This window comes from Opitutaceae bacterium (assembly GCA_015075305.1).
In the GTDB taxonomy this organism is placed as follows: domain Bacteria; phylum Verrucomicrobiota; class Verrucomicrobiia; order Opitutales; family Opitutaceae; genus UBA6669.
The window spans coordinates 183,587-210,198 of sequence record JABTUS010000009.1 but is presented as its reverse complement, the minus strand read 5'-3'; the positions used below and the strand labels follow the sequence as shown (position 1 = coordinate 210,198).

Below are 26,612 nucleotides of genomic sequence, written 5' to 3'. Positions count from 1 at the left end.
CATTTGCTTCAAGCAAAGCCCAATCGCCAGTTGCCTGCTCGTGGTCCATTGATCGGAAAATATTCCCAATCCCTGAATCTTTTCCGGCCTCTCCAGCGTTATTCATGCAGGAACCACTCCCTTGGAGCGGTCGATTTATCCCATGAAAACAACATCATTCTTGCTCACCGTGCTGGGACTTCTGGTCGGCAGTCTCCCGGCTGTCCGCGGTCAATCCGTCGTCGCTGACGATGCTCTCACTGCCTATGTCCTTCCTCCGGGCATCACCCGGCTGCTTCTGGCAACAGACCTGCAGAATGGATTCGCGCCCCCCGAATCGCCCGGGCGCGTGCGTGTTCCTCCGTCCGAACAGGTCTGGTTTGTGGCGCCTCAAAACTGGCCCCACCCGATACAATGGACGAAGGATGGCAAGCCGGTCTCCGGCGCAACGACGAGCCCGCTCATACTTCATCAGGTTGGCGAGGCCGACAGCGGTCTCTACGGCCTGGCGTCACCGAGTCCAAGTGGTGGCAACTTTCCCATCATCTCAACGAAGGTCCAACTGGATGTCGTCCGCGACGGGCACTTCTGCAACATCTCCGCACGTGTTGAGCTCAAGTCAGGGCGCGACATCCAGATCGTCGGATTTGTCGTCGATGGACATGCCGGAAAACGACTCCTCATCCGCGCCGTTGGTCCGTCCCTCGAGAATTTTGGGCTGCGCGACCTGGTCAAGGATCCGCGTTTTCGCATCTACCGCGGCGACGGCAGTGAGGTCATCATCTTTCGACCCGCAGTCGTGATTCCACCGCAGTACTGGACATCCCTGTTCAACCAGGCGGGCGCATTTCCCCTGAAGACCGAAGGAGGGGAACGCCCCCACATCGCCTACGATACGTTCGATCTACCGCCGGGAGCATACACGATTCACGTTTCCGACGACGCCGAAAAGGGCGGTACAGCTCTCGTCGAGGTTTACGAATTCGACAGTTATCCACCCCTGACCGGTACCAGGTAGGAGAGCGGGCTCGCGTGTGCACCTGGACATCATGCACTATTCAGACGGAACGACTGGCAGCATCACCTGGCGCCCGAAGAGCATCCTCGGCGCCCGGCGTGCATCGATTTCCCCTGCACCCGGCACGTCGCACGCTGCCGAATCCGTTTCAAACTCATGGAACCGTCAGGCTGGCAGGGGCTGCATGCATGCCCCCGCATTCTCCCGACCACCGCCACCCGTGGATTTCGCTGTCGCATTGAACTCCTCCACAAAGCCGTGCAAGGATTCGCATTCCCCCACCGTGCTCCTCTTCGATGAACAGGCCCAAAAGCAGCACCGCATTTGGATCGCGCAGATTGCCGCTGGTGAAACACACGCCCTGACCGCCCTCCACAGGGACCTCGCCCCATTCCTCCACGGGATTGCCCGGCGCATCCTCAGCAACGACGAGGACGTGCGCGAAGTGGTGCAGGACGCATTCATCAAGGCCTGGCGGCAGGCGTCCAACTATCGTCCGGAACTCGGCGAGGTGTACTCATGGATGCTGTACATCACGCGCAATCAATCCATTGACCGCCTCCGTCAGAGCAATCGCCGCGCCGCACTCGTTGAAAGCCTTCAACTCAACGATGAAACCGAAGACGGAGTGGATCCGGATGACGGCTTTGACCAGCGCGATATGCTCGACCGCAGCCTCGCCAACCTCAGCGCCTCCCAGCGACAGGCCCTCGAACTGGCGTTCTTTTCCGGCTGCACCCAGGCGGAGATCGCCGCCGCCATGCGCACCCAGGTCGGCAATGTTAAGAATCACCTGCGCCGCGGCCTCCTGAAACTCCGCCAGTTCGTCCATCGCCATGAATGATGACTTCACCTCCGACGCGCTCCAGTACCTGCTGGATGAGATGGAGCCGGCCCGCCGCACCGCCTTTGCGCACCGGCTGGCCAGCGATCCCGTCGCCGCCGCTGCGTTCAAGACCTGCGCCGACAGCCTTGCCCAGTTTGCCATCGAAGCAGCCCCGCCCGCCTCGCTTTCCGAGTCGGAATCCGACGCAAGTCTTGCGGGGATCCTTGCGGCAACTGCCGCGGCAACCACGCCTGCACCCCGCTCCATTGTGCACCGTTTTCCGCAATGGGCCTGGCCAGCCGCGGCCGCAGTGCTCCTGCTCCTCAACGTCATCCAAGGTGTGAGGCTTTTTCGTCCTGGAGCAGCCGCCAGCATCGACCCCGCTTCATCAGCTGCACACTCAAGCGCTACTCTAGAGAACGGAACGGGTGTGACTCCTCCAGCCGCACCGTACCTCGCGAGTTCAACCACCGATGCTTCGAACGCGCCGACGCACGCACGATCACCGGGCGATGGTCTCGGAATCGAAACCACCGATCCCTCGAACTCCAAGGATCCGCTGGCCGGCGATGCGTCCAAAATCGATGACCTCCGCCGGGAATACGCACGAATTCAACAGGCGCGCGAGTCGCTCGCCAATGAGTACAAGCTCGCCATGGAAAAGCTGGCTCGCCGTGCTTTGACTGAACAGGGCGTGGGGCGGCTCGCCACCATGGAGCTGGTCGATGTGGACAGCTATGCGCGCGGCGACCGCCGGGGGTTGATGAATCTCGCTCGCGGACTCCTGACGGAGCAGGGCATTGTGTCCGCGGAACCTCCCGGCATGAGCCGGACACCGGGACAGGCGGTCTCGTCAGACGACTCTCCGAAGATCGCATTTACGGACACGACTCCCTCCTTCACTTTCCAATCCATTGGAGTCGGAGACACGACTGCGGGACGACCGGGTGACCTGGGTTTCGCCTCGCAGCCATCGGCCGCCACCTACGCCTGGTCGGTCTATGACGAAAAACAAAGCCAGGGTTACCTGAACCTCTACAATCTCCCGCGGATTGGCGAGGCAGAGCGGCTTCAAGTCTGGGTCAAGCCCGTCGATGCCTCGGACTTCCTCCCCGTGGGAGAGGTGCCCGCCACCCTCTCCGGCAAGTCAGGCAGTTTCCAGTACCAGCTTCCACCCACGGTTCCCGCTCCATCGGAAATCCTGATCACGCTCGAACCACGCTCCGCCGTCCCGCCGGCGAAACCGACGGGAAAGGTGGTCCTGCGCGGGCCCTGAGCGCGCCATGCAGCGAGTCAGCGCAGTTCATAAATTTCCGCGAGTGCGACTCCTGCTCTGTCTCCCTTACCGCGAACAATGACCGTGTAGCCGCCGGGCAGGAGCTTCAAGACGATCGCCGCATCCCGCGATCCGGGCTGCAGGGCAAACGCTCCCGCACGAGCCGCCGCCTGCGAAACGTCAACAGCACCCGCCCAGTCGTCGTTCTGTCGAATCATTGCGCTGCCCTGATAAATCTCGATGAGCGGATCATCGAGCACGCCAGCCACGCCAAAGTCCGCCAGGGTCGGACCAATTCCGCGGATGAGCACTGTTCTTGGACCATCAACGATCGTGAAGCCCGCGATCAGCACCTCGTCACCCTTTCCAGTCCGCGCACGCACGGAGAGATTGGCAAGACGAAGGCCATTCACTCCGCCTGCCTCCGGGCCAGCCGCATCGTAGACTTCGGCCAGGACGACACCTGAATCAGCCCCAGCACCCTGCGCCTTTTGAGACGGCGCAATCTGGGCTGTGTAGAGTCCCGCCGCGAGTGGGGCAAGCAGCGCGGCATCCAGCGACTCCGGTGCCAGGGCAAACGCACCCACCCTTGCGCTGATGCCGGCTACTGCCTGAGAACCGTTCCAGTCATCGTTGCCCGCAATGACGCTGCCTTGCTCCGAGCGGAGCGTCAGGGCCGGATCGCGCATCCACCCCTTCACTCCAAACGGCGCCAGACTCGGTCCCACACCGCGCATCAGCAGCGTCTTGGTTTCGCCTGACGATCCTCCCACAATGACGAAACCGGTGATGAGGCTGGCGTCGCCAGTGGCTGCGGCAGCACGGACGGAGAGGTTCGTCAGACGTCCGGAGCCAAAATCAGGATCCAGGGTCGCCGGATCATCCAACCCCGCGACAAAGCGCCCGGTGTGTCTGATATTGTGGCGATGCTGCGGCCACGGCCCGGCATCTCCCGCTGCCGCCTTCAGGCCGACATCAAAGGCGTAAAGCCTGCCATCATTGTTTCCCGCATAGAGACGGCCTCCCGCAAGGAGCACGGATGACCTGTACCAATTTGCGCCCGCATACGTTCGTCGCAGAGTGCCATCCGCATTCACCTGATGAATCGTCCTGTCATAACTGCCGATAAAAACAGATCCGTCCTGGGCAACAGCAGGCGATGAGGCCCGTACTTCATCGCCCATCAGGTAGGACCAGCGCACGGCACCGGTGTTCATGTCCAGGGCATAAAGGCGCCGATCATAGCTGCCCAGATAGGCTGTGCCGTTTGCCAGTGCCAGCGAGGATGAGACAAATCCGCCAACCGGCGTGCGCCACCGCTGCACGCCGGCAGCGGTCAGGGAAAAGACCGTTCCTCCAATCGACGAGAAGTAGACATTGCCCTCCCGGTCGATCGCCGGCGAAGAGTAGACCTGCCCTTCCGCGGCAAACTTCCACTTTGTCAAACCCGCGGGTGTCACGGCGTGCAACGCACCATCGCCCCCCGCGACATAGATCGTGCCGTCCGCGCCGACGCTCGGTGAAGCATAACTCGCCTCCTGCCCGAAGGCATGGCGCCATTTCACCGCTCCATCCACTCCGGAGACGGCGACGAGCTGCGCCTCGGCATTGGCACCCGTCGTTCCCCGCTCGATTCGGATGTAGACCGTCCCGTCCTCCGCGATGGCGGGTGCATTGGTGATCGGACCTCCGAGCGTGGCAGTCCACTTCAGCGTTGGGCTGGTTCCATTGTCGATCAGTGCATGGAGATTTCCGTTCCCTCCCCCAAAATAGATCACTCCCTTTGCATCGATCGCCGCGCTTCCGGTATCGATCAGGCTCGCCGGCACCAGCGCGTAGCGCCACTTGATGCTGCCATCCGCTCCGTTCAGCGCATAGAATCCACCGTCGTTTGAACCCACGTAGACGGTTCCGTCGGCACCCACTGTCGGAGAACTTGTGATTCCATCCTTGGTCGCCGCGATCCACGTCGCATCCACAAGCGTGAACGTAAATTCCCCGTTTACCTCAGTTGCACCAATCACAGCCGAATCGACCACAATGGCATAACTCACGCCCGCGCGCGCATCGAAGCCGGCAATCGCGTTGTTCACCTCCGCGTCCGTGGCCGTGCTGACGGCGGAACTGACAGCAACGAGCGAATCCAGCGAATTCCCGGTGTAAACCGCCACCACCGGATTGAGCTGCGCGCTGACAACGGTCGCCTGATAGCGCGTTGTTGCGGGTGCCGTCCAACGGTACCACAACGAGCGCCGCGCAGCTCTTCCAGCATGGGCGGGTTCACCCAACTGCGCCGACGCCTTCGCGTTTGTCGCCGTCACGACGGCGTTCACGCCGGTCAGAGTTGTGGCCGCCGCGAAATCGTCATTCGCCGGAGCGGCGCCAAGATTGACGAGCAGCAGTCCGCCGCCGGGTGACTTGCCTCCCGCCGCAATCTGGTAGGTCGCGCCTGCCTGCGCCAGAAATGTCACGCTGCTGGTCACGCTGTTCGCCGCGTTGTCATTCGCGGCCACAAGCGCCAGGGCATTGAGCTCTCCCCCCGTGTACACGGCGAGCACCGTGTCAAATCCGCTGCCCTGGGTGTCGATGTTCACCTGTCCGGAAACGGGAGCAGTCCAGGTCCACCACAGGGTCGCCTGGGGACTGAAACCCGCATGCGCCGGCTCACCCGGCTCGCCGCCTGCGCCGCGCGATGATGACCGCACCTGGACCAGCTCCCCCTGCAGCCTGGCCCGCGACGCAAAATCGTCGTTGAAGGGGCGGCTGTCGGTTTCCGCGAGGGCCCGGCGCAGATTGAGCCTGCCACCGGTCTGCACACGACCCGAGTACTTTGGCACGGGATCCACCGAGCGCAGAACGCGGTTGATCGCCTGCCTGTAGGTGAATTCCGGATACATGGCGCGGACGAGCGCGATCGCACCGGACACATGGGGCGCTGCCATCGACGTGCCGCTCAACTGCACGTAGCCGCTGTCACTTGTCTGGGACAGCGACAGGATCTCGCTGCCTGGCGCGAACAGATCGACAGCGCCCGATCCGGTGTTGGATGAGGTGGCGATGTCCTCCAGCCGCGTCGAATTCCCGACTGTGATGATGTTCTCAAGCGCGTAGGTCGCGGGAAAGGTGCGGGCGACATCGAGGTTCAGAGCGTCATTGCCGGCGGCAGCCACGAATATGATCCCCGCGTCACGCGCCCGCTGAATGGCCGCAATCTCGGTGAGTGAAGGGCCTTGTCCCGTGCTGAGCGCACCGTAGCTGGCGTTGATCACCTTCGCTCCGTTGGCGATCGCGTAGTCAATGCACTCCGCGGCGTCCGAGATCGATCCGCGCCCATCCGCACCGAGGAACTTGAGCGCCATGATCTGCACACGCCAGGCCACTCCGCTGATCCCCCGGCCATTGTTTCCGACGGCTCCGATGATCCCGGCCACGTGCGTGCCATGGCCGTTGTCGTCCGTCGGCGTTCCGCTTCCGGGGCTGCCGGCCGCAACGATCGAGTTGATGCCATTGATGTCGTCGACATATCCATTGCCGTCGTCATCGCGACCGTTCCCGGCAATCTCCCGCGAATTGAGCCAGAGATTGGCGGCGATGTCCTCATGAGTGACGCGCAGGCCGCTGTCGATCACTGCGACGATCACGCCGGATGCGTTGGCTGTGATGTCCCATGCTTCGGGTGCGTCGATGTCGGCATCGGGCGTTCCCGAGCTCTGGCCGGTGTTGTGCAGCGACCACTGCTCCCCGAACCTCGCATCATTCGGTGTCACAAGCGCCACGCGGATGAAGTCAGGTTCAACAAATTCGTACAGCCCGCTCGAGAGCAGGGAGGAGATTGCGTTCCGGACCGGGGTTCCGGAGTCCAGCTCAAGAACCTGCTGACGTTCCAAATGGGCCAAAACACGCTTCGAGCGCACTCCCGCGCGGCGCTCCGCCTGGTTGAACGCGAGACTGGCGTCACCCGAGGAGAGGGATGCCATCTCACGCACCCTGACCAGGACCCGGTCCGTGCGATAGCCAAGGCGCAGCTCTTCGTCGGTAAAGGATGACGGCCCGCCGGCGGCTGATTCCGCACCACTCGCCGAACGTACGAGCGCAAAGAGAAGCAGCACCGTCCACAACGCCAGCCGGTCAGGGGGAATGCGGGGTATGTGCACGATGTTTACGACCAGTCTGCCTTCTCGAATGTTGCTGAAAAGTATGGAATGGCAGCCACGCTTGATGCTCATGGCAAAGAAACCCTTTCCCCCGGATTTGCGCAAACTGGAAAAGACCGCCCGCTCCGCCGCCCGCAACGCCTACGCCCCCTACTCCCATTTCCGCGTGGGCGCGGCGGTGCGCGGAGCATCCGGTCGCGTTTATTCAGGCTGCAATGTCGAGAACGCCTCGTACGGACTCTGCAACTGCGCCGAGAGAAGCGCAATTTTCGCCGCAATCTCGAGTGGGGAGAAATCGATCACGCACTTGTTCGTGTTTACGCCCACGTCCACCGCGACGACTCCCTGCGGCGCATGCCGGCAGGTCATCAATGAATTCGGACCCCGCGCGCTCGTTCATTGCATCTGCAACTCAAACGAACGCATCGTCACCACGCTCGATGCGCTTCTCCCGCGCGCCTTCGGCCATGAAAACCTGGACGATTTGCCGGTCGCCGGCGGCAGGAGACCCGCGAATCATCCGCCAAAATGAGCGCGCACCTCCTCGAATAGGCGGGCCTTTTCCACCTCCCGCTCGCTGCGCTCATTCAGGTCGCGAATTTTCACCACGCCCCGGGCCAGTTCATCACCCCCGTAGATCAGCGCGAGTCTCGCGCCCGATTCCGCCGCCGCTTTGAATTGTTTGCCAAATGCGAGATCCCTGAACGGATAGTCCACCCGGTAACCGGCACTCCGCAGGCTCCTGATGTCACCCAGCGCCGACAGCCGTTCAGCCGCGCCTCCAATGACGACATAGACATCGGGTGCCTGCACGATCCGGGGTGTCAGTCCACGTTGTTCCAGAAGCAGCGCAAACGTCATGTCGCCGATCGCAAAGCCCGCCGCCGGAAGATCCGCAAAGCCCAGTTTGCCCACGAGGTTGTCGTATCTCCCTCCTCCCGCGAGCGCACGCAGTTCACCCTTCCGGTCAAAGGCCTCGAAAACGAATCCTGTGTAGTAAGCCAGTCCGCGGACGACTCCGAGGTCGACGCTTATGAAATCGCCAAGCCCCATCGCACCGAGGTTCGCGATCAGGCGGCGCCATTCGTCGACGCGCGCGGCCAGTTTTTCACCGCCAAGAGGCTCAAGCATTTGCTCGAGCGCCGGCAGCGAACGAATCGCCTGAAACGCCAGCACGCGTGTCTTTACACTCGGGTCAAGCTCTCCGAATTGAGCGACGTAGTCCTTGAAAGCATCATCCCCCAGCTTTTCATAGCGATCAACCGCGGTGAGCATGACCCGGCTGCGCGCATCGTCCAGGCCGAGCACCTCAAGAAAATAGAACCAGAGATTGCGATCGCTCAGCCGCACCATGAAATCGTCCGGCCCCAGCCCGAATCCTGTCATGCATTGCACGAGCAGACCGATCAGCTCGGTTTCAGCCTCGATGCCGGGTTCACCAAAAATGTCCGCGTTGAACTGGGTGAAACAACGGCCGCGCCCCTTCTGCATGCGTTCGTACCGATAGAATTCCGCAATGCTGAACCACTTGATCGGTCGTTTGAGCGCATTCGCCTTCTCACCCACCAGACGGCAGACTGTCGGCGTCATTTCAGGCCTCAACGCAACCTCGCGACCACCCTTGTCTGTGAAGCTGAAAAGCTGCGCCTCGATCTCCTCACCGGACTTCGTTCGATAGAGATCGAGTGGTTCCAGCACCGGCGCATCATACTCCGAGAATCCATGGGCATGCGCTGCCTGACGCCAGAGACGAAAGATGTGAGCGCGTTGTGCGAACACATCGGGAGGAAACTCGCGAAAACCCGGAAGCGTCTGAAACGATGCCATAAGGCGCAGGAAATGGCCCGAGCCGCCGCTCGGCGCGACAAAAAACCCGCGGATCAGAAAATCCGCGGGTGCAGTTGCGACGAATGGGCGTCACATCCGAGCGCGAATCAACCGGCGGAAGTGCCCGGCTTCCCGCGCTTTATTACAAGGCCTGGACGTCGAGCTTCTTGAGCAGCTGCTTCAGGATCTTGCCGGACTTGAATTTGACGACGGCGCGTTCAGGAATAACCACTTCAGTTTCAGGCTTGTTCGGATTTCGACCAATGCGAGCCTTGCGCCTTTGAACCTCAAGAACACCGAAATTCCGGAGCTCCACATTGCGACCTTCCGCCAGAGCGCGCATCACGATGTCCAGAGTCATCTGAACCGTATGCACGATCTCCTTTTGCGGAAAGCCGGTTTTTTCGTATATCTCGAGTACGATTTCTCTTTTCGTCAGATTGGTGAGTGGGGGCGTCATGGGAGTTATCCTTTTGTTTGTCTTCCGGTTATGAGATGTGTTCCAAAGAATTTTCCGTTCCATCGATTCGTCAACAACTAACACCGATTTTTGAAAAATATCATGAGTCAGGGAGAACCGCAAAGTCCACTGGAGCAACTGCCTAAGCAGATTCAAGATCTGCTCAAAGGTTCCCCGTTTCGCTCAGTTTTTACAAATACACCTCAGGATGGGAATCCCGGCGCAGCAGCCGGCAAGTCCACCCCCGCGGAATCGGACTCGGCCGAAGCACTTGAAAAAATTCGCAACTTCAGCCTGCGACCGAAGGAGATTCGGGACTACCTGGATCGCTTCGTCATTCAACAGAATGAGGCAAAAAAGGTGCTCTCGGTGTCCATTTGCGATCACTACAATCATGTGCGTGCCTGCATGGAGAACCCCGATCTTCGGGAAACCGACTACGCCAAGCAGAACATTCTGCTTCTTGGGCCCACGGGTGTCGGGAAAACCTATCTCATGCGCTGCATTGCGCGTCTGATTGGAGTGCCCTTCGTCAAGGCTGACGCCACCAAGTTTTCAGAAACCGGATACGTGGGGGGCGACGTTGAGGATCTCATCAGGGATCTCGTGAAGGCCGCAAACGGTGATGCGGAGCTCGCCCAATACGGCATCGTCTACATCGACGAAATCGACAAGATCGCCACAAGCAGCAGCACCGCCGGCGGCAATGGACGCGATGTTTCGGGACGAGGCGTCCAGATCAATCTCCTCAAGCTCATGGAGGAAACGGATGTCAACCTCACGAGCCAGACGGATTTCGCCGCGCAAATGCAGGCCATGATGGATTTGCAGCGCTCGGGAAAACCGCGAAAACGCACCATCAACACGCGCCACATCCTGTTCATTGTCAGTGGCGCATTCGACAAGCTGGCCGGTTCCGTCAAACGCCGGCTCCAGAATGCGAGCATTGGATTCTCCGCAGCGAACCCATCCCACGGCGCGAAGGCGTTTGAACATGAATCCGACTACCTGCAGCTCGCACAGTCGCGCGACATCATAGATTACGGCATGGAGCCGGAATTCGTCGGACGCCTGCCGGTGCGCGTCGCCTGCCAGGGCCTCACAGCCGGCGACCTTGAGAAAATTCTGCTCACAAGCGAGGGAAGCATCCTCACGCAGTACCGCGCCGATTTCGCAGGCTATGGCATCGATTTCGAAATTACGCCGGACGCCGTCAGCGAGGTCGCCCAGCGCGCAAGCCGGGAGAACACCGGCGCGCGCGGATTGATGACGGTGCTGGAACGGGTGTTTCGCGACTTCAAGTTCGAGCTGCCCTCCACGGCCATCAAGAGTTTCCGGATCGACGCAGGCACTGTGGCGGCTCCCGTTGAGACTCTCGGGAAACTCCTTCGCGAAAACGCCGACCAGCAGCACGCGGTTTTCAGGGATGAAGTCGCCGCGTTTGCGGCGCGATTCAAGGCGGAGTACGGCTTCGACCTCGACTTCGACGAGTCCGCCGTGACGGCCCTGATCGATCTGAGTCTCAAGAAGGACAAGACCATCCGCGCACTGTGTGAAGAGGGATTCCGCGACTTTCACCACGGGCTCAAGCTGCTGACACGCGAGGGAGAACTCCGCCGTTTCAAAATCACACGCGAGGTCGTGCTCAATCCCCAGGCATCGCTTTCGAAATGGGTCGTCGATCAGTTCAAGGGGTGAACAGGAATCCAGGATCCAACGAGCCGCCCCGCCCCCGGCTCATTGGCAACGCCATGGGTTCAGAGGTACACCGCCGATAGGGACAGGCTATCCCGCTCGCCGGACGATGCCTCTGCCCCAACGGGGCGATCCAAGTCCAGCCCATGGCAACGCCATGGGTTCAGAGGCAAATCGAAAGGCAGCCATCCAAGCGCGCAACTGTCGAGGAAGCCCTCAGGGAGTATGTGCAGCGACGCAGGCAGACCGGGGTTCTCCGGTCCTTCGGTAAAATAGACTATGAGGAGAATTACGACTACAAGGCGGCACGGCGCGGACGCCACAAATGAAGGTGGTGGTTGATACGTCTGTCTGGTCGCTTGCGCTTCGCCGAAGGGTTCCCGTCGCATCCAGTCATGTGGAGCTCCTGAATGATCTCATTCGGGATGGTCGAGTGGTGCTGCCTGGCATTGTGCGGCAGGAGCTGCTGTCGGGCATCAGGCATCCGCAGCAACTTGACCGCCTGCGCCGGCAGCTCCGCGCGTTCCCGGACGCCCCCATGGAAATCGCAGACCATGAAACCGCCGCTGAATACTACAATGCGTGCATGGCCGCAGGTGTTCATGGCAGTGCGGTGGACTACCTGATCTGCGCTTACGCCACGCGCCGCGAATTTCATGTCCTGACGGCGGACCCGGATTTCCAGCAATACTCGAGGCAAATTCCGATTCAACTGCTGAATCCGTGAATGGAGCCAGTCCAGGGGATCACGGGGATCCGCGGGCTAAAAATCTGCGCAGCCTGGCGAGCAGCCGGGCCTCGTTGCGCCTGCACAAGGCGTGCTCCCAGACCCGAAGCACACGCCAGCCTTGACCGCGCAGTTCGCGGCTGGCCCGCCGGTCGCGCGAGCGGTTGTGCTCGATCTTGTCGCGCCAAAACTTCGCTCTGGCTTTTGGCCAGGTCGCGTGCCGGGGGCACCCGTGCCAAAAACAGCCGTCCACGAATACTACCGCCCGGTGCCCCGGAAAAACGAAGTCAGGGCGCCCCGGCAAAGCCCTGCCACGGCGCCAGCCCGTGATGCCGTGAGTGCGGAAAACCTGCATCAGCCGGAGCTCCGTCGACCTGTTGCCGCGGGAGCGGATCGCAGCCATGACTGCGGAGCGCTTGCGCTTGGAGAAAACATCGCTCATGCAGCCTCCCGCCGTTTCGCCCAAAATCAGGCCTTCTCAATCAGCCGCGCAAATTCCTCCGGAGTGACCGCCTTCACCGGTGACCGTCGGAAATCAGTCGTGTTGCGGGTGACAATATGCGTGGCAGCGGCACCCTCGGCGGCGGCCGCCACCAACGCATCCTCGAAATCGGCCATGGGCAGAGCGAGAGCTCGTTTGATTTCGACTCGTTCGAGGCGCGCGAAATCCATGCCCGAGACCAAATCGGCAATGAATTCGCGCATCCTACCGGCCCCCGCTCCACGGCCAACAAGGTAGGCAAACGTGGCCAGCGAATGGACCGCCAGAAGGCCGGCTCCGGGATTGTTCATGCACCAAGCCACCACAGCACCACTGGCCGCGCGCAATCCCGGACGAGCGAGCGCCACGTCCACCAATACATTGGTGTCGAGCAGCGGGCGCATGGTCAGCGCAGGTGCTTGGCGGCGATGGCAGCCGCGCGCTCGTCCATGAGTGTGGCTGGGTCGAGCGTGAAGGCGCCCTGCCACTTGGCGAGAAACTGCTCGCCAGCTCCGGCGGAGTCCAGCCGGTTGAGATGCTCCTCCACCACGCGGGACAGCGAAACGTTGCGGCGGCTGGCCCACCGTTTGCCCCGTGTCACAGCGGCCCGATCCACATAAAGGGTGAGCTTCGTCTTCATACGTATAACCTGGCGGCTTACGTGCAATCCGTCAAGCCAGGCGCTCCCATGGACAACGACAAAGTCACCTCCCTGGACTGTTCCAGGAACTTGAACTCTGGGTCGCCGGTCCCCAGCTCGGCCCTTTTCTCCTTCGCCAGCGCGGCCGCGGGCTCGTCCTCAAAAAGACCGCAAGCGCCCAACTGTCCAAGACCCGGTTCGCCATCAGAGGGACCTTTCAATCCTACGGTCCTTGAGCAGGGCCCTCATCGATGCCAAGGGGGAGATTGGGCTGGCGGCGTCCTGCAATCGGCGTCCTCTGGGCACGGCGGAGCTCGCCCCTCCACCAGTCCATGCGAGTGCGGAAGCCTCAGTCACAAATCTCACATCATCCCCTGCCGCTGACATCCGGTGTCCGGATTCAAGGCCGCCCCTTGACCCGCCTGCCGTGGATCACTGTCGTACAAGAGCGTTGCCTTGGTCTCAATTGCGTCTTCGGTTGAGTGCTCCATGCCGGATCCTGCCGCCGTCAACTCCATGTTCGCACGCATCGCGCGTCGGTACGACGCCGCGAATCACCTGCTGAGCGGTGGCGTCGATCGCTCCTGGCGAAAGCGGCTCGTGCGCGTGGTCGGCGAATCACACCCGCGGCGCGTGCTTGATCTGGCCACGGGCAGCGGGGATGTCGCCTTCGCCCTGGCGCGATCCCTGCCTGCCTCGGCATCGATCACGGGCATGGACTTCTGCCAGCCCATGCTCGATGAGGCCGAACTCAAGAAGGCGGCCCACCCCGGCGAATTCCGCAACGTGAATTTTCGTCAGGGAGACGGCCTGCAACTTCCGCTTCCGGACGGACAGGTGGACGCCGTCACGATTTCATTCGGACTGCGCAACATGGAGGATCGCCACCGCGCCTTGAGCGAAATGCGGCGGGTGCTCGTTCCGGGGGGACGCGTTCACATCCTCGAATTTTCGCAGCCTTACCGATGGTTTCGTCCCTTTTACCGATTCTATCTGCGCCACATCATGCCGCGTCTGGCGAAGACGGTCACTGGGGACAAGGAAGCCTACGATTACCTCTGCGGTTCCGTTGAGCAGTTCCCCTCGCACCTGGCTCTCACAGAAGAAATCAGGAATGCGGGATTTTTTTCGGTCACTGTTCTAAGAATGACCTTCGGCATTGTTGCCCTGCACACGGCGACCAAGTGATTCCGGCAACCGTGCGCCATTGCGCGCCTGCTGCACGGACTCCAGTTACGCGAAGGACTTGCCGCACCCGCAGGTGCTCTGGGCATTCGGATTTTTGATCTCGAATCCCTTGCCATGGAGTCCATCGTCAAAATCAATGCTAGCGCCATCCAGGTAGGCCAGGCTGGTCGGATCGACAATAAACGCTACTCCCTCGCTCTCAATAACTTGGTCGCCGTCCTTTTCATTGTCGAACGACATGCCATATTGAAACCCCGAGCAGCCACCGGACTCGACGAATACTCGAAGCTTTTTTGACTCGCGATCCGCCTGCTCGGAGCGCATCGCCCTTACCTGAGTGGCCGCCCGCGGTGTCAGTGTAATCATCCTAAAAGCCTAGGGAAACAGGTCGATGTGTCAACGACAGCACCGCCTTGAAGCATTTTTCATGCTAGGAAACCATTTCACCTCTTGCTTCTCCTTTCCACGGCATCTTTCCTATTTCGTTGTGTCGCCCGACTCTCATCAAACCTCATCCAGTCTGAGCATGGCGGAAGCTGAAACCGTCCGCCTGACTCGCCCGGCCATCGGCGCCAGCTGACCCGATTCAACCATGGCCGGCCCCGGATTCAGTCAGGATCTCAGACTACGCCAGACCCAATCGCTGGTCCTTGCGCCGCAATTGAGGCAGTCGCTGAAGATCCTCCAGGTCGCGGCATTGGATCTGCGTTCGGTCATTCAAGAGGAGCTGCAGAATAATCCGACATTGGAAGAGCTGCCCATGGAGGGCATCAGCCTTGAAAAGGCGGCCGAAGACAGCGCTCGGAACGGGCACGAACTCAACGGTGACGGCGGGGAGCATGCGGCGCCCCCTGCGACGGCAAATGAGCCTCCGGAGCGAGAGCAGATGGATTTCTCGAAGGAGTACGAAATTCTTACCAAACTGGACGACGACTGGCGCGACTTCATGTCCAATGCCGGCGGCGCCCAGTCGTTTACATCTGACGACGCTGAGAGGCGGCAGCACTTCTTCGATTCGCTCGTTTCAGAGACTTCCCTTCAGGAGCACCTGATGAGGCAGGCGGAAATGACCGATCTCGACGAGAAAGGCATGTCCGCCATGCAACACTTGGTCGGAAGCCTGGATGACCGCGGCTTTCTGACAGAGACACCTGCGGATGTCGCCCTTCAAACAGGACTTCCTCTTGAAACGGTTCAGGAGGCGCTGCAGTCGCTCAGAACCTTCGAGCCGGCCGGAATTGGCGCCAGGGACCTCGGGGACTGCCTGCTCCTTCAGTTGAAGGCCAAGGGACGGAACGATTCTCTCGCTGCCCGCATCGTACGCGATCATTTTGCGCTGCTTACCCGTCGCCGCATTCCCGACATCGCGCGCAAACTCGGTTCGCCAATGGACGACGTGCAGGTGGCGATCGAGGAGATCGGCACCCTCGACCCGGCGCCCGGGCGGCGATTCGCAGACGACAACAATCGCGTCGTCGTACCCGATGTGACCGTGGAAGAGGAGCACGGTGAATGGAAGATCATCCTCAACAACGACTACATCCCGCGACTTCGCATTTCCAACACCTACAAGGAAATGATCGCGAAAGGCTCGCTCAACAAGGACGAGCGCGACTACGTCCGTGAGCGAATGCGGTCGGGAAAATTCATCATCAACTCGATTGAACAGCGCCAGCAGACAATCGAACGCATCACCCGGGAAATCATCCGCGTACAGGAGGAATTTTTCCGGGAGGGCGTCTCAAAGCTCAGGCCTCTGACGATGACCCAGATCGCTGACGCCGTGGGAGTGCACGAGACGACCGTCAGCCGCGCAATCGCCAACAAATACATCAGGACCCCCCATGGAGTCTTTGAGTTCAAGTTCTTCTTCACCTCGGGCTACCAGGCCGACGGCGGCGACGCCGTGTCCAACACGAGCGTGAAGGAAATGATCGGGGAGCTCATAAACCTCGAGGACAGGAGCCGTCCGCTCAGCGACCAGGAAATCGTGGTCAAGCTTCAGGAAAAGGGAATCAATCTCGCCCGTCGCACGGTGGCAAAGTACCGCGAAGTGCTTGGCCTCCTGCCAAGCAACCTGCGCCGCGATTTCACCTGAGTGCGGCAACCACCTTCCGCTACTTCACCTCTTGAAGCAGGGCCGGGGGCACCAGGGGAAGGCTCGGGGCGATGCCAATTTCTGACAGCCCCGCCGGTTTTGCAATCGGATCGATCCACGCGGCAAACGCAATCATCGCCGCATTGTCTCCCGTGTGTGCCGGCATCGCCGCCAGCAGGGGTACGCGCCGGCGCCTCGCAATTGTCTCCATCTCGTTTCGCAAGGATCGATTGTTGGCCACGCCGCCCGAGAGTCCCAGACTCTTGAATTCCCCCTGTCGAAATGCGGCCAGGGTTTTCTTGAGCAACGCATCGATCACCGCCTGCTGATAGCTCGCCGCCAGATCCGGAAGACGAGCACGAACCTCCTCAGGGGACATTTTTTCGATCCTGTAGCGCAGGCTCGTTTTCAGTCCTGAAAAACTGAAGCTGAGATCCTCGCGAGACCCGGCACCTCGTGGAAAGTCAAAGGCATCAGCCCTGCCCTCCCCTGCCACTTTTTCAATGAGAGGTCCTCCAGGGTAGCCAAGCCCAAGCAGCTTCGCGCCTTTGTCGAGCGCCTCCCCGGCCGCATCGTCGCGGGTGGTGGAGAGTTCCGTGAGCCGCCTTTCGCGATCGATCGAAAAAAGCAGCGTGTTGCCCCCGGAGACAATCAACCCGAGGTGCGGCAGCAGGGCATCCATTCGGCTGTCAAAGTCTTGCGGCACCTGCTCATGCAGCGGAATGAAGGGCGAAAATGCATGACCACGCAGGTGATTCACCGCGATGAGCGGAAGCCCCATTTCGAGGGCAAAAGCCTTCGCCGCAGCCACTCCGATGGCCAGGCAGCCGGCAAGCCCGGGGCCGTGGGTCACGGCCACGCGCGTGAGCAGCCTCCAGTTGTCGGATGCGTGCCCCGATTCCGACAGCAGCGGCCCGATCGCCTGCAAGTGCTCCCGCGTCGCAAGATCGGGAACAACACCCCCATGGCGTTCATGGAGCGCGATCTGGCTGCGCACCCATTCGCCGCGCATGCCGAGCCCGGGATCGAACAACGCGACGGCCGTCTCGTCGCATGAACTTTCGAGCGCAAGGATCATGTCTTTCCAGCAGAGGGCATCAATCGCCCCCGCCGTGCGCATTCCACGCACGCAAGCCCGCCAGAATTTCAAGGGCCGTTTCTAGCTGGCGGTCTTGAATCGGTTCAAAGCCAAACCGCTGCTTGAATTCGCGGGAATCCTGCACGTCGCTGCGCGCCCGCTGAATCCTCAGCTGCCGGTCCTCCTCCGGCGTCATGACAACATCGACGTTTGGCTCTATGCCCTTCTCGTGAATGGTCACTCCACTCGGCGTATAGTACCGCGCGGTTGTCAGCCGAAGACCCTCGCCATTCTTCAGGTTGAAAATCGTCTGAACCGAGCCCTTTCCAAATGACCGCTCGCCGACAATCACCGCCTTGTGGGTGTCCCGCAACGCCCCGGCGACAATTTCCGCCGCGCTGGCGCTGCCCGCATTGATCAGCACGGCAAGCGGCACATTAAGCGGCGGATCATCGGACTCTCCCTTGAAATCCTCCCGATCCTTGGGATCCCGCCCCTGCGTGTACACAATGAGCTCCCCCCGCTTGAAAAAGGGCTCAGCCACCTCCACGGCAGCGTCAAGCAAACCGCCCGGATTGTTCCGGAGATCAAGAACCAGCGCCTGCATGCCATCCGCGATCAGCTTGTTCAGCGCATCGATAAACTCCCGTCCGGTGCGCTCCGAAAACTGCGTCAACTGAATGTACCCGACCTCATCCTTGAGCAGGCGCACATCCTTCACACTCTCCACCTTGATCACCTCGCGAATGAGATGCACTTCGAACTGCTTCTTCGTTGAAGGACGAAGGAACCTCACGGTGACGCGCGTCTTCGGTTTCCCGCGCAGACGGCTTATGACATCATTCATCGGCATCTTGTCCATGCCCTGGCCATCCACCGACACGATCTCGTCACCGCGCAGAACCCCAGCCCGATCACTGGGTGTGTTTGCAATGGGCGCGATGACCACAACCCTACCGTTGCGCATCTCGACCTGGATGCCAATGCCGCCAAATTCGGCATTCATGTCCTCCTCCAGTTCACTGAAATCCTTCGCCTCCATGAATTCCGAGTGCGGGTCGAGTGACTGCACCAGTCCATGCAAAGCCGATCTGGCCAGTTGATCATAAGAGGCTTGCGAGGCATCCACGTAGTTCTCCGAGACCAGTTGCATCACTTGCCGCACGTACGCTGCACTGCGGTCCAACTCGCGATTGGGAAAGAGACCCCACGCGGCCGCGAAGTGCGCGGCGGAATAGGCCAGCACCAGGCCAATCACGGCGCCACCGGCAGTCGTCAGAAAGCGTTTGAGCATCGCCTCCAGCGTGGGCATTCGATGCGTTTTGTAAATGTCTTCCCCTGCACCACACCCTTCAGCGGTTTCCAACGAATTCCGCACTGCATTTGAACGTTTCGCAGGTGAAAGGCGCGTGCTGCGGTTTGATGAATTCGTGGAACTCGCGCTTTTCGACAATGAAGTCGGGTACTATCGCTCCCACCGAACGCGCATTGGACGATCAGCCGGCACCGACTTTTTTACGGCGATGTCGGCAAATCCTGTTTTCGGCCACCTGGTTGCGGCAGCCATCGTTTCGCTGCTGGGGAAATTCGATCCCGCCTCGATGACGTTTGTCGAAATCGGGGCTGAGCCGGGCCGGAGTGTTTTCGAGAACATCCCCCACCCATTCCGATCCGCGAAGACCCTCCGCGTAAAGGATCCGCTCTTGATCGAAGGCCCGTCCGTGGTCTTTTCCAACGAACTCCTCGACGCCCAGCCTTTTCGACGATTTCGTCGCAGCGAGGATCAATGGATCGAACTTGGAGTGCAAATCACGGACGGGGGCCTGATTGAAACCTGCCTCGGCCCTGCCTCGGAATCGTGGCTGCCGCTGGCCGCAGAGGATGGCTATCTGTTCGATGCTCCTCGACGCGCTGCGGATCTCGCTCTCGATATCGCACGTCAGGATTGGGTCGGTCTCTTTGTCGCGATTGACTACGGAAAATCCCTTGAGGAACTCACCCAAGCCCTGCCAGGAGGCACCGCACGCGCGTACAGGTCCCACAGGCAATCGAACGATCTGCTTGCCACCCCCGGAGAGCAGGATCTCACCTGCCACGTGTGCTGGGACTGGATTGCGGAGTCATTGAAAATGCACCGCTTCCTCTCACCCAGAATCGAATCGCAGGAGGCGTTCTTTGTCCACCATGCCGGCGCAGCGCTTGAAAAAATTGCCGGGACTGACTCCACACTACGAAGCACCGCAAAGCAGGCGTTGATGCAATTGCTGCATCCGGCCAATATGGGTCAGAAATTTCAGGTGCTCCACGCGCTGAGAACGCGGCAAGAAAGACCTTGCACTGCAGGACCGCTCCTAGTTTAACGTCTCCCTTTCACCAATTCGAATATGGCCCGCATTTGCGCAATCACAGGTCGTCGTCCCACAAAAGGCTCTATCATCAACCGTAAAGGTCAGAGCAAGAAAAGCGGAGGCATCGGCACCCACGTGACGAGCATCACGCCACGCAAGTTTCGCCCGAACCTGCAACGCATACGCATTCGCACCGCAAATGGCGGCACGAAGCGTGTTTGGGTGTCCGTAAAGGCCATCAAGGCCGGGCTGGTGCAGAAAGTCTGATCCAAGCCCAATTCTTCGCTTTCTCAAACCACGGCCCGCGCCGTGGTTTTTTTGTCGGTCGAGCCTCGAAAAAATGCCGGTCAGTCGCGATCACAGTGCCCGAAAAACAATCGCGGCATTCTGTCCGCCAAAACCAAGGTTGTTGCTGAGAACGGTGCGTATCGGCGCGTTCCGGGCGACATTGGGCACGTAGTCGAGATCACATTCCGGGTCGCGTTCGTGCAGATTAATGGTCGGCGGGATGCACCCCGTCTGAATCGCCTTGATGCTGGCAATGGATTCGATGCCCCCTGCCGCACCCAGCAGATGGCCTGTCATCGATTTGGTTGAACTCACCGCCACCTTGCGGGCATGCGCACCAAACACCCCCTTGATGGCAAGCGTCTCAAACTTGTCGTTGTACGGTGTGCTGGTGCCATGCGCATTGATGTAGTCGACCTCGTCCGGCCTTATCCTGGCGCTGGAGAGCGCTCGCCGCATGGCCATGGAAAGGCCCTTTCCCTCTGGATCGGGCTGCGTGATATGGTAGGCATCAGCCGTTGCCGCATAGCCAAGCAGTTCGCAATAGATCCGGGCGTCGCGCTTCAGGGCGTGTGAAAGCGACTCAACAACCAGCACCCCGGCGCCTTCTCCCATGACAAAGCCGTCGCGCCCCAGCGAAAAGGGGCGGCTCGCGGTAGCCGGATCATCATTTCGACCGCTCATCGCCTTCATCGAGCAAAAGCTCGCGTAGGCAAACGGTGTGATTGCAGCCTCCGCCCCGCCCGCAACCATGACGTCGACATCGCCGCGTCTGATCATGTGCATCGCCTCGCCGATCGCATGCGTAGCCGTCGCGCAGGCGGACACCACGCCAAAATTTGGCCCGCGCGCACCAATCTCGATGGCAAACAGACCGGAGCACATGTTGCCGATGAGAGCCGGAATGGTGAAGGGTGAGACCTTTCTCGGTCCGCCCTCCATCAGCCGCTTGTGCTGCGTTTCAAAGGTGGCCATCCCGCCGATCCCGGAACCAATGATCACACCCACCCGGTCGGCATTGCCATCGTCCACCTGGAGAGCCGCGTCCCGCACGGCCTGCTTCGCGGCCACATAGCCGAAGTGGGTATAGCGGTCGTTTCGTCGCACCTCCTTGGGGTCCATGTGCGCTTCGGGCTCCCAGTCGCGCACCTCCGCTCCGATCTGGCTCGTGAAGCCGGATGGATCAAACTGCGTCACCCGGCCAATGCCGCAGCGCCCCGCAAGGAGACTTGCCCAGAAGGATTCAACCTCACGACCAATGCCATGCACGACACCGAGCCCGGTGACAACCACACGTTGCGGGACTGATTGCGACTCCATGGGCGCTCGTAGGAAAAGGGGTGACCGGCCTCAATTCAAGGCCGGGGATTGCCGGACCTGAAAGCAAAAAAGCGCCCTTCCGACAATCGGAAGAGCGCCACGAAATTCAGCAGGCGGCTATTTGCCGGCCGCCTTGGCGTTGATGTAATCGATGACCTGGCCGACCGTCTGCAGCTTCTCTGCATCAGACTCAGGAATCTCGCCCTTGATCTCATCCTTGAACTCTTCCTCAAAGGCCATGATCAGCTCGACCGTGTCGAGGGAGTCCGCTCCGAGATCGTCGAGGAACGAGGCCTGGAGAGTGATCTGCTCCTCGTTCACATTGAGCTGATTGACGATGATCTCTTTTACGCGTTGTTCGATGGTTTTTTGATCAGCCATATGGGTTAAATCGCAAGGTTGCAGGCTTCACATCGCCATGCCGCCGTCAACGGTAAAAACTTGTCCCGTAACGTAACCGGACTCTTCCGAAGCAAGGAAAGCCGCCATGTGGGCTATGTCGGCCACCTCCCCGAAACGCTGCATCGGAATCAGTTCCCGGGCCGCCTTCTGGACGTCCTCGGAAAGGGTTGCCGTCATGTCCGTCTTGATGAAGCCAGGTGCAACGACATTGGCCGTCACCGACCGCCGGGCAAACTCCTTGGCGATGGACTTCGTGAACGCGATCATTCCTCCCTTTGCAGCCGCGTAATTCGCCTGCCCTGCGTTCCCAACCAGGCCCACAACCGAGGCGATGTTCACGATGCGTCCGTAGCGGGCCCGGCACATCGGCCAGCCGATCGCCTTGGTCCAGTGAAAGCAGCTCGTCAGGTTCGTTTGAATGACGAGGTTCCAGTCCTCGTCGGACATGCGCGCCAGCAGCCCATCACGGGTGATGCCGGCGTTGTTGACCAGGATGTCGACCCTGCCGAATTCCTTGAGCAGGGCCTCCGCCGCCGCATGGATCGCCGCCCCGTCGGAAACATCCACGGCCATCGCCCTGGCCTTGCCACCCGAGGCTGTGATCGCCGAGGCGACCGCGCCGCAGGACGACTCCGATTTTGAGACGCAGATGACGGTGACGCCATTCGCCGCAAGGACCTCGGCGATGCCTCTGCCGATTCCCCTGCCCGCTCCCGTGACAATCGCTGTTCGATCCTTGAAGGTCATGTGCCCGTGGTTGTAGTTGAATTCTTAATACACGTCGCGCTGATAACGCCGGTCCTTTTTCATCTGCTTCACGTATTCCGCCGCCTCCTCGAGCGTCCTGCCGCCCTGGTCAGCGATGATCGAGTGCAGCATCTGATCCACGTCCTTGGCCATGCGTTTCGCATCGCCACAGACATAAAAATATGCGCCGGCTTTGATCCACTCCCAAAGTTCCGCGGCATTCTCGCGCATTCGATCCTGGACATAGACCTTCGTCGCCTGATCGCGCGACCAGGCCAGGTCCATGCGATGAATCTGCTTCCTCGCGGTCCACTCCTGCCAGTCCTCCTCGTAAAGGAAGTCCGTCGCCCGGTGCTGATCGCCAAAAAAAATCCAGTTCCGCCCCGTCCCGTTGGCGGCAAACCTGTCCTGCACAAACGCCCGGAATGGCGCGATGCCCGTGCCGGGACCGACCATGATGCAGTCCCTGGATTGGTCCTCCGGCGGACGGAAGTGCGAATGCGAAATGAACACCGGCGCTTCAGTTCCCCCGACCTGAACCCGATCGGCAAGAAACGTGGTGCAGACACCATGCCGCTCGCGGCGATTGGATTCGTAACGCACGACCGCGACCGTCAGATGAATTTCGTTGGGGTGCAGCTTGGGTGAGGAGGCGATGGAGTAAAGCCGGGGCATCAGCCTGCGAAGCTGATCAACGAGCTCCTGCGGCGTCAGCCGCGCGCTCGGAAACTCCGTGAGCAGATCGATGTATTCACGTTCGCCAAGAAACGCCGTGAGCACCTCCTTCGACTCGGGAAGGAGCAGCCCCCTCAGTTTCGCCGCCTCGCCGGGATCGGTGGCCCTGGCCTGCAATGCCTCGACAAACTTCCTGGTCGGATCCGCAAGAGCCAGCTTTTGGGAAAGCGCCTCTCGGAGCGTTGCCGGCTCAGTCGCCTTGGGCAGCATGACCGACTCATCACCAGTCGCACCGATTGCCTTGATGACGGCCTCCACCTCCGATGGCCGGTTGGTGGGAAAAACGCCCAGGGAGTCCCCCGCCTTGTAGTGCAGCCCGCTGCCAACCAGACTGACCACAAAATGGCGGGTTTCCTTGGACGATCCCGGGCGACTCAGGAGGCGGTTTTCCAGAATCCTTGCGGGAAAAGGATGATCCTTGTTGTAAGTGGAGACAGCGGCGGATGCGGACATGCGCCCGGACATTCAGTTCGGGCCCCTTGGGGCGCGCAAGGACCAATTTTGCCTTCCCCAAAGGATCCATTTCGTCACCCAATTCACATGCCGCACACCAGACCCGATCCATCAGGACACCGCCGCTGCCACCTCGAACTCAGCCAGACTCGTCTTCAGAAAACACCATGACGTGGAGCACGTCTGCATGGCGTCACGACCCGGCCGCTCACAACAAAATGCAACCGGTTCACCTGCGGAAGAGGGTCAGGCACTCCGTCTCCAAAATGACACTGAACAGTTTCGCTCATGGGGACAGACCAATACTCTCACCTCCCGCGGGGAGTGCACCGAAAAGACTCAAATTGAAGCTTCGAGCAAGCGGGGAGTGCTCGAAAGTCCGCGTGTGTGTTCCGTCGCCGGGCGCGCCAGGCAGAGCGGTGCGCGAACAGGCGCATGTCAATTCTGCCGCAAGGCCGGCGTTGCACGAGAAGCCGTTCCGTTCATCCGTCACGGTTTCGGCGTAAGGACTGACCCTCTCGCATTGCCCCCTCGACCGATCGTCGACCTGTCAGCGCAAGGTCACTGGAAATACAATTGGTGCACCTTCCAACCAATCCAGCAGCCTGCAAGCGAACCCAGTCCGCTCCACAGGAACGATGCGAATATCTCGCATCCAAGCGCATCCGCGGCCCACCCGAATGCCAGCCCTCCCACGGTCATGCCAACAAAGATGCAGAGTTTAACCATAGCTGTTCGTGGCGGTCGATTTCCTCCGCGCAGAATTGCCCAGCGTTCAACATGAGCCACGACGCGCTGGCAGCGTTGGACCTGTCGGGTTGCCAGGCTCTTTGCGATGCACGGAGTAGAAAAGCGAGTAGCCGATGCAACTCGCGACAAACGCACATATTGCTGGAAGATTCTTATAACCGGAAAACATCCAAGCCACGACCAGGAATATTGTCGATCCGAGTATCGCCGCCACAATTCCGGCAAACTCCCTCTTCCGGCCATGAAAATGCGCTGTTACCGAAAATGTGAGGAGCACAAATGAACAGATGGCAATCGCGGCAAGAAACGGCGGCAACACGGCGCCTGCGACTTTTGAGAACAGCGGCAACTTCCACGACCAAGGCTTCAAGAGCCAAAGCGACGGAATTAGCATCACACCGTATGTGACCCAGAATGCTCGCCCAAGTCGGACAGGCTCGTCGATCACAGGAATCTTCATGTTCTTTCCCAACGTTCTAGGTGAGCTACTCTGCGCTAGCGCCTTTGCTCAGGCACCTTGTTGAACAAACCCGCGCACGGGCGAGCGGCACCGACTGGGATATTGAGCTGAGATCAGAGACATCGGTGGGGCAAATTTGGATGATTCATGACTCCGCTGCGAATCAAAATCCCGCGTGAACTGATCGTTCATTCGTTGGAGCGCCGAGCGCACAATCCCCTCCTGCGTCGCCAGAGTGGCAGGGCTGGTCAGGCATTGCAGCACCTCCTGCCACCTCCTCAGCTGCTCCGCAGGGAATGAATTGGATCGCACCCAGTCATACTCTTGGGGCGGTGCCGTGTCACTACCCGCCAGCAGGTCGTTTTCGCCCAACGTCAATGATTGAACGCCGCCGGGCACGGAGCATCAGAAGGCGTAGTCCGCCTGAACCATGTACTTGTCGCGATCGGCGAAGCCGGGCTTGCCGTCGAAGAGCGCTGCTTTTGCGGTGAGGTTCAGGCGTTTGTTGACGCGACGGGCGAGCTGCAGGTCGATCTCGTTGCCATAGGTTGCGTTTCCTCGGTCGGCTTCGAAGCGGTGAAGCGAACCGATGAACTGCAGTTTGGCGGGTAGCGAGGCGGCGATCTTCAAATAGGTCTCGCGCAATCCGGCGGCGGGTGTGGTGAGGAAGACGTCGGCCCAGCCGTTGAAGGCATGCAAGGTCGCGAGGGGCGTGCGAAAGCCCTGGCCGTTGTCGGAGCCAAGCACCTCGCGACCGACGGATAGGCTGAAGGTCTTCCAGACTCCGCCGAGTTCGAGAACGTAATAGGCGGCACGATAGTCGAGGGGACTGCTGCGATAGTCGGACTGGGTGGCGTATTCGGCGCGGTACGCAAACTTCACGCTGTCGTTCAGCGGCGTGGATCCCGCGAAGCTCGCGCCATAGGTGGCGGTGGAGCTGCCTCGGGCGCCGGCAGGTGAATCGAAATCGAGCAGGTAAGCGTAGCCCGTCAACGTGCCAAGGGGAAAGCCCGCGTAGCTGGCATGGGCGACATGGGAATCGGAATCCCAGTCCAGCGCGTCGGCGAACACACGATTGATCCTCCACAGGTAAGCGTAGGTGAGGGAGAGTCGTTCGACGGTGGCGTCCTGCAGGACGAACGCATCGAAGGTCTGCATGTCCTGCCGCCAGCCGACATCGCCGATGAAGCGCGCATTGTCGAGCACGAGCCGCTGACGTCCCAACGTGCCCTTGGTCTTGCCAGTCGCGAAGGAAGCCCAGGCTTGGTTGACTTCGGTCACCTCCGGATCTCCAACCACCGGATACCCGGGACTGGCGGTGACTCCGTCGGCATAATTGTCGGCCAGTGCGACGACATTCTCCGCCTCGGCCATGAATTGAAACCCGCGATACGCCGCGGTTGTGTAACCGAGGCGGGAACGCAGCGTGAGGGCGTTGGCCTTCTCCGGCAGGCCGGCTTGGTCGACGTGCTCGTATCGCAAGCGCGCGTTGAAGGAGACCTTGCCGGATTCGAGCGCCTGCTCGAACGACGAGGACGTCACTTGGGATTGGGCGAGGGCCGCGCCGGCCGAAGCCAGTGCGACGAGTAGGAACCGAGACGGTTTCATGGCGGACGCACGGTAGCAGGAACCGGGCGCCGGATTCGGCTCCGAACGCGCAGG

At 60.5% G+C, this 26,612-nt stretch carries 26 protein-coding genes; 11 read left to right on the top strand and 15 right to left on the bottom strand.

The window, feature by feature from the left end:
* Positions 1-142 precede the first annotated feature (142 nt).
* From HS122_17205 to HS122_17195, 3 genes are read left to right on the top strand one after another with little or no spacing between them, the layout of a single operon-like run.
* A complete protein-coding gene (locus HS122_17205; GenBank protein ID MBE7540135.1) occupies positions 143-997 on the top strand; it encodes a hypothetical protein in 855 nt (284 codons plus the stop codon).
* A 31-nt stretch (positions 998-1,028) separates the two neighbouring features.
* Entirely contained in the window at positions 1,029-1,841 is an 813-nt protein-coding gene (locus HS122_17200) for an RNA polymerase sigma factor (GenBank protein ID MBE7540134.1), read from the top strand.
* Positions 1,834-3,099, top strand: coding sequence for a hypothetical protein (locus HS122_17195; GenBank protein MBE7540133.1), 1,266 nt, complete (start codon positions 1,834-1,836; stop codon positions 3,097-3,099). The genes HS122_17200 and HS122_17195 overlap by 8 nt, the downstream gene beginning before the upstream one ends.
* A 17-nt stretch (positions 3,100-3,116) precedes the next feature.
* Here the strand turns inward: HS122_17195 and HS122_17190 are convergent, their stop codons facing one another.
* Positions 3,117-7,325: a S8 family serine peptidase gene (locus HS122_17190; protein MBE7540132.1), complete on the bottom strand. Its 4,209-nt coding sequence runs from the start codon at positions 7,323-7,325 to the stop codon at positions 3,117-3,119.
* Between HS122_17190 and HS122_17185 the strand changes: the two genes are divergently transcribed.
* Positions 7,324-7,785: a cytidine deaminase gene (locus HS122_17185; protein MBE7540131.1), complete on the top strand. Its 462-nt coding sequence runs from the start codon at positions 7,324-7,326 to the stop codon at positions 7,783-7,785. The genes HS122_17190 and HS122_17185 overlap by 2 nt on opposite strands.
* Here the strand turns inward: HS122_17185 and hisS are convergent.
* Both hisS and HS122_17175 read right to left on the bottom strand, forming a co-directional pair.
* Positions 7,770-9,080 (bottom strand): histidine--tRNA ligase, encoded by a 1,311-nt coding sequence (gene hisS / locus HS122_17180; protein ID MBE7540130.1) that lies wholly within the window; start codon positions 9,078-9,080, stop codon positions 7,770-7,772. The two genes, HS122_17185 and hisS, sit on opposite strands and share 16 nt — an antisense overlap.
* A gap of 142 nt (positions 9,081-9,222) precedes the next feature.
* Positions 9,223-9,603, bottom strand: coding sequence for an HU family DNA-binding protein (locus HS122_17175; GenBank protein MBE7540129.1), 381 nt, complete (start codon positions 9,601-9,603; stop codon positions 9,223-9,225).
* A 39-nt stretch (positions 9,604-9,642) separates the two neighbouring features.
* On the opposite strand from HS122_17175, the gene HS122_17170 reads away from it, so the two are divergent.
* From HS122_17170 to HS122_17160, 3 genes are all read left to right on the top strand, one after another.
* Positions 9,643-11,238 carry an AAA family ATPase gene (locus HS122_17170; protein MBE7540128.1) on the top strand — a complete coding sequence of 532 codons (1,596 nt, stop codon included), beginning with the start codon at positions 9,643-9,645 and terminating at the stop codon, positions 11,236-11,238.
* Between the two features lie 143 nt (positions 11,239-11,381).
* Entirely contained in the window at positions 11,382-11,564 is a 183-nt protein-coding gene (locus tag HS122_17165; GenBank protein MBE7540127.1) for a type II toxin-antitoxin system VapB family antitoxin, read from the top strand.
* Positions 11,561-11,962 (top strand): PIN domain-containing protein, encoded by a 402-nt coding sequence (locus tag HS122_17160; protein ID MBE7540126.1) that lies wholly within the window; start codon positions 11,561-11,563, stop codon positions 11,960-11,962. Before HS122_17165 ends, HS122_17160 begins: the two co-directional genes overlap by 4 nt.
* A gap of 19 nt (positions 11,963-11,981) precedes the next feature.
* Here HS122_17160 and vsr read toward each other — a convergent pair whose 3' ends face one another.
* The 3 genes from vsr to HS122_17145 are packed head-to-tail and all read right to left on the bottom strand — an operon-like array spanning position 11,982 to position 13,083.
* On the bottom strand, positions 11,982-12,404 hold the full coding sequence (gene vsr / locus HS122_17155; protein ID MBE7540125.1) for a DNA mismatch endonuclease Vsr: 423 nt from the start codon (positions 12,402-12,404) through the stop codon (positions 11,982-11,984).
* A 26-nt stretch (positions 12,405-12,430) separates the two neighbouring features.
* Entirely contained in the window at positions 12,431-12,847 is a 417-nt protein-coding gene (locus HS122_17150) for a PIN domain-containing protein (protein ID MBE7540124.1), read from the bottom strand.
* Between the two features lie 2 nt (positions 12,848-12,849).
* Positions 12,850-13,083 (bottom strand): hypothetical protein, encoded by a 234-nt coding sequence (locus HS122_17145; protein MBE7540123.1) that lies wholly within the window; start codon positions 13,081-13,083, stop codon positions 12,850-12,852.
* Positions 13,084-13,572: 489 nt separating this feature from the next.
* Between HS122_17145 and ubiE the strand changes: the two genes are divergently transcribed.
* Positions 13,573-14,271 (top strand): bifunctional demethylmenaquinone methyltransferase/2-methoxy-6-polyprenyl-1,4-benzoquinol methylase UbiE, encoded by a 699-nt coding sequence (ubiE, locus tag HS122_17140; protein ID MBE7540122.1) that lies wholly within the window; start codon positions 13,573-13,575, stop codon positions 14,269-14,271.
* A 45-nt stretch (positions 14,272-14,316) separates the two neighbouring features.
* Here ubiE and erpA read toward each other — a convergent pair whose 3' ends face one another.
* Entirely contained in the window at positions 14,317-14,637 is a 321-nt protein-coding gene (gene erpA, locus HS122_17135) for an iron-sulfur cluster insertion protein ErpA (GenBank protein MBE7540121.1), read from the bottom strand.
* Positions 14,638-14,863: 226 nt separating this feature from the next.
* Between erpA and rpoN the strand changes: the two genes are divergently transcribed.
* The gene (gene rpoN / locus HS122_17130) at positions 14,864-16,369 is read left to right on the top strand and encodes an RNA polymerase factor sigma-54 (protein MBE7540120.1); all 1,506 of its coding nucleotides are present in this window, start codon (positions 14,864-14,866) and stop codon (positions 16,367-16,369) included.
* Between the two features lie 19 nt (positions 16,370-16,388).
* On the opposite strand, the gene tsaD is transcribed toward rpoN, so the two are convergent.
* Together tsaD and HS122_17120 are read right to left on the bottom strand one after the other, a co-directional pair.
* Positions 16,389-17,447: a tRNA (adenosine(37)-N6)-threonylcarbamoyltransferase complex transferase subunit TsaD gene (gene tsaD, locus HS122_17125; GenBank protein MBE7540119.1), complete on the bottom strand. Its 1,059-nt coding sequence runs from the start codon at positions 17,445-17,447 to the stop codon at positions 16,389-16,391.
* Between the two features lie 19 nt (positions 17,448-17,466).
* Positions 17,467-18,759, bottom strand: a complete 1,293-nt coding sequence (locus HS122_17120; protein MBE7540118.1) for a S41 family peptidase — start codon at positions 18,757-18,759, stop codon at positions 17,467-17,469.
* A gap of 16 nt (positions 18,760-18,775) precedes the next feature.
* Between HS122_17120 and HS122_17115 the strand changes: the two genes are divergently transcribed.
* Both HS122_17115 and rpmB read left to right on the top strand, forming a co-directional pair.
* A complete protein-coding gene (locus tag HS122_17115; GenBank protein ID MBE7540117.1) occupies positions 18,776-19,807 on the top strand; it encodes an SAM-dependent methyltransferase in 1,032 nt (343 codons plus the stop codon).
* A gap of 24 nt (positions 19,808-19,831) precedes the next feature.
* Positions 19,832-20,062 (top strand): 50S ribosomal protein L28, encoded by a 231-nt coding sequence (gene rpmB, locus HS122_17110; protein ID MBE7540116.1) that lies wholly within the window; start codon positions 19,832-19,834, stop codon positions 20,060-20,062.
* Between the two features lie 90 nt (positions 20,063-20,152).
* Here the strand turns inward: rpmB and fabF are convergent, their stop codons facing one another.
* The 6 genes from fabF to HS122_17080 all read right to left on the bottom strand — a co-directional run bounded on the left by fabF (position 20,153) and on the right by HS122_17080 (position 26,558).
* On the bottom strand, positions 20,153-21,403 hold the full coding sequence (gene fabF, locus HS122_17105) for a beta-ketoacyl-ACP synthase II (protein MBE7540115.1): 1,251 nt from the start codon (positions 21,401-21,403) through the stop codon (positions 20,153-20,155).
* Between the two features lie 117 nt (positions 21,404-21,520).
* Positions 21,521-21,784 carry an acyl carrier protein gene (gene acpP, locus HS122_17100; protein MBE7540114.1) on the bottom strand — a complete coding sequence of 88 codons (264 nt, stop codon included), beginning with the start codon at positions 21,782-21,784 and terminating at the stop codon, positions 21,521-21,523.
* Between the two features lie 27 nt (positions 21,785-21,811).
* Positions 21,812-22,552 carry a 3-oxoacyl-[acyl-carrier-protein] reductase gene (fabG, locus tag HS122_17095; protein MBE7540113.1) on the bottom strand — a complete coding sequence of 247 codons (741 nt, stop codon included), beginning with the start codon at positions 22,550-22,552 and terminating at the stop codon, positions 21,812-21,814.
* Positions 22,553-22,576: 24 nt separating this feature from the next.
* Positions 22,577-23,740: a sulfite reductase subunit alpha gene (locus tag HS122_17090; protein ID MBE7540112.1), complete on the bottom strand. Its 1,164-nt coding sequence runs from the start codon at positions 23,738-23,740 to the stop codon at positions 22,577-22,579.
* Positions 23,741-24,515: 775 nt separating this feature from the next.
* A complete protein-coding gene (locus HS122_17085) occupies positions 24,516-24,950 on the bottom strand; it encodes a hypothetical protein (protein ID MBE7540111.1) in 435 nt (144 codons plus the stop codon).
* A 405-nt stretch (positions 24,951-25,355) separates the two neighbouring features.
* Positions 25,356-26,558 (bottom strand): alginate export family protein, encoded by a 1,203-nt coding sequence (locus HS122_17080; GenBank protein MBE7540110.1) that lies wholly within the window; start codon positions 26,556-26,558, stop codon positions 25,356-25,358.
* Between the last annotated feature and the right edge of the window lie 54 nt (positions 26,559-26,612).

What these genes read in the sequence shown, in the direction of transcription:
- HS122_17205 (MBE7540135.1), top strand. Translation starts at nt 143, where the DNA reads ATGAAAACAACATCATTCTTGCTCACCGTGCTGGGACTTCTGGTCGGC.
- HS122_17200 (MBE7540134.1), top strand. Translation starts at nt 1,029, where the DNA reads ATGCACTATTCAGACGGAACGACTGGCAGCATCACCTGGCGCCCGAAG.
- HS122_17195 (MBE7540133.1), top strand. Translation starts at nt 1,834, where the DNA reads ATGAATGATGACTTCACCTCCGACGCGCTCCAGTACCTGCTGGATGAG.
- HS122_17185 (MBE7540131.1), top strand. Translation starts at nt 7,324, where the DNA reads ATGGCAAAGAAACCCTTTCCCCCGGATTTGCGCAAACTGGAAAAGACC.
- HS122_17190 (MBE7540132.1), bottom strand. Translation starts at nt 7,325, where the DNA reads ATGAGCATCAAGCGTGGCTGCCATTCCATACTTTTCAGCAACATTCGA.
- hisS (MBE7540130.1), bottom strand. Translation starts at nt 9,080, where the DNA reads ATGGCATCGTTTCAGACGCTTCCGGGTTTTCGCGAGTTTCCTCCCGAT.
- HS122_17175 (MBE7540129.1), bottom strand. Translation starts at nt 9,603, where the DNA reads ATGGAACGGAAAATTCTTTGGAACACATCTCATAACCGGAAGACAAAC.
- HS122_17170 (MBE7540128.1), top strand. Translation starts at nt 9,643, where the DNA reads ATGAGTCAGGGAGAACCGCAAAGTCCACTGGAGCAACTGCCTAAGCAG.
- HS122_17165 (MBE7540127.1), top strand. Translation starts at nt 11,382, where the DNA reads ATGGCAACGCCATGGGTTCAGAGGCAAATCGAAAGGCAGCCATCCAAG.
- HS122_17160 (MBE7540126.1), top strand. Translation starts at nt 11,561, where the DNA reads ATGAAGGTGGTGGTTGATACGTCTGTCTGGTCGCTTGCGCTTCGCCGA.
- vsr (MBE7540125.1), bottom strand. Translation starts at nt 12,404, where the DNA reads ATGAGCGATGTTTTCTCCAAGCGCAAGCGCTCCGCAGTCATGGCTGCG.
- HS122_17150 (MBE7540124.1), bottom strand. Translation starts at nt 12,847, where the DNA reads ATGCGCCCGCTGCTCGACACCAATGTATTGGTGGACGTGGCGCTCGCT.
- HS122_17145 (MBE7540123.1), bottom strand. Translation starts at nt 13,083, where the DNA reads ATGAAGACGAAGCTCACCCTTTATGTGGATCGGGCCGCTGTGACACGG.
- ubiE (MBE7540122.1), top strand. Translation starts at nt 13,573, where the DNA reads ATGCCGGATCCTGCCGCCGTCAACTCCATGTTCGCACGCATCGCGCGT.
- erpA (MBE7540121.1), bottom strand. Translation starts at nt 14,637, where the DNA reads ATGATTACACTGACACCGCGGGCGGCCACTCAGGTAAGGGCGATGCGC.
- rpoN (MBE7540120.1), top strand. Translation starts at nt 14,864, where the DNA reads ATGGCCGGCCCCGGATTCAGTCAGGATCTCAGACTACGCCAGACCCAA.
- tsaD (MBE7540119.1), bottom strand. Translation starts at nt 17,447, where the DNA reads ATGATCCTTGCGCTCGAAAGTTCATGCGACGAGACGGCCGTCGCGTTG.
- HS122_17120 (MBE7540118.1), bottom strand. Translation starts at nt 18,759, where the DNA reads ATGCCCACGCTGGAGGCGATGCTCAAACGCTTTCTGACGACTGCCGGT.
- HS122_17115 (MBE7540117.1), top strand. Translation starts at nt 18,776, where the DNA reads ATGTCTTCCCCTGCACCACACCCTTCAGCGGTTTCCAACGAATTCCGC.
- rpmB (MBE7540116.1), top strand. Translation starts at nt 19,832, where the DNA reads ATGGCCCGCATTTGCGCAATCACAGGTCGTCGTCCCACAAAAGGCTCT.
- fabF (MBE7540115.1), bottom strand. Translation starts at nt 21,403, where the DNA reads ATGGAGTCGCAATCAGTCCCGCAACGTGTGGTTGTCACCGGGCTCGGT.
- acpP (MBE7540114.1), bottom strand. Translation starts at nt 21,784, where the DNA reads ATGGCTGATCAAAAAACCATCGAACAACGCGTAAAAGAGATCATCGTC.
- fabG (MBE7540113.1), bottom strand. Translation starts at nt 22,552, where the DNA reads ATGACCTTCAAGGATCGAACAGCGATTGTCACGGGAGCGGGCAGGGGA.
- HS122_17090 (MBE7540112.1), bottom strand. Translation starts at nt 23,740, where the DNA reads ATGTCCGCATCCGCCGCTGTCTCCACTTACAACAAGGATCATCCTTTT.
- HS122_17085 (MBE7540111.1), bottom strand. Translation starts at nt 24,950, where the DNA reads ATGAAGATTCCTGTGATCGACGAGCCTGTCCGACTTGGGCGAGCATTC.
- HS122_17080 (MBE7540110.1), bottom strand. Translation starts at nt 26,558, where the DNA reads ATGAAACCGTCTCGGTTCCTACTCGTCGCACTGGCTTCGGCCGGCGCG.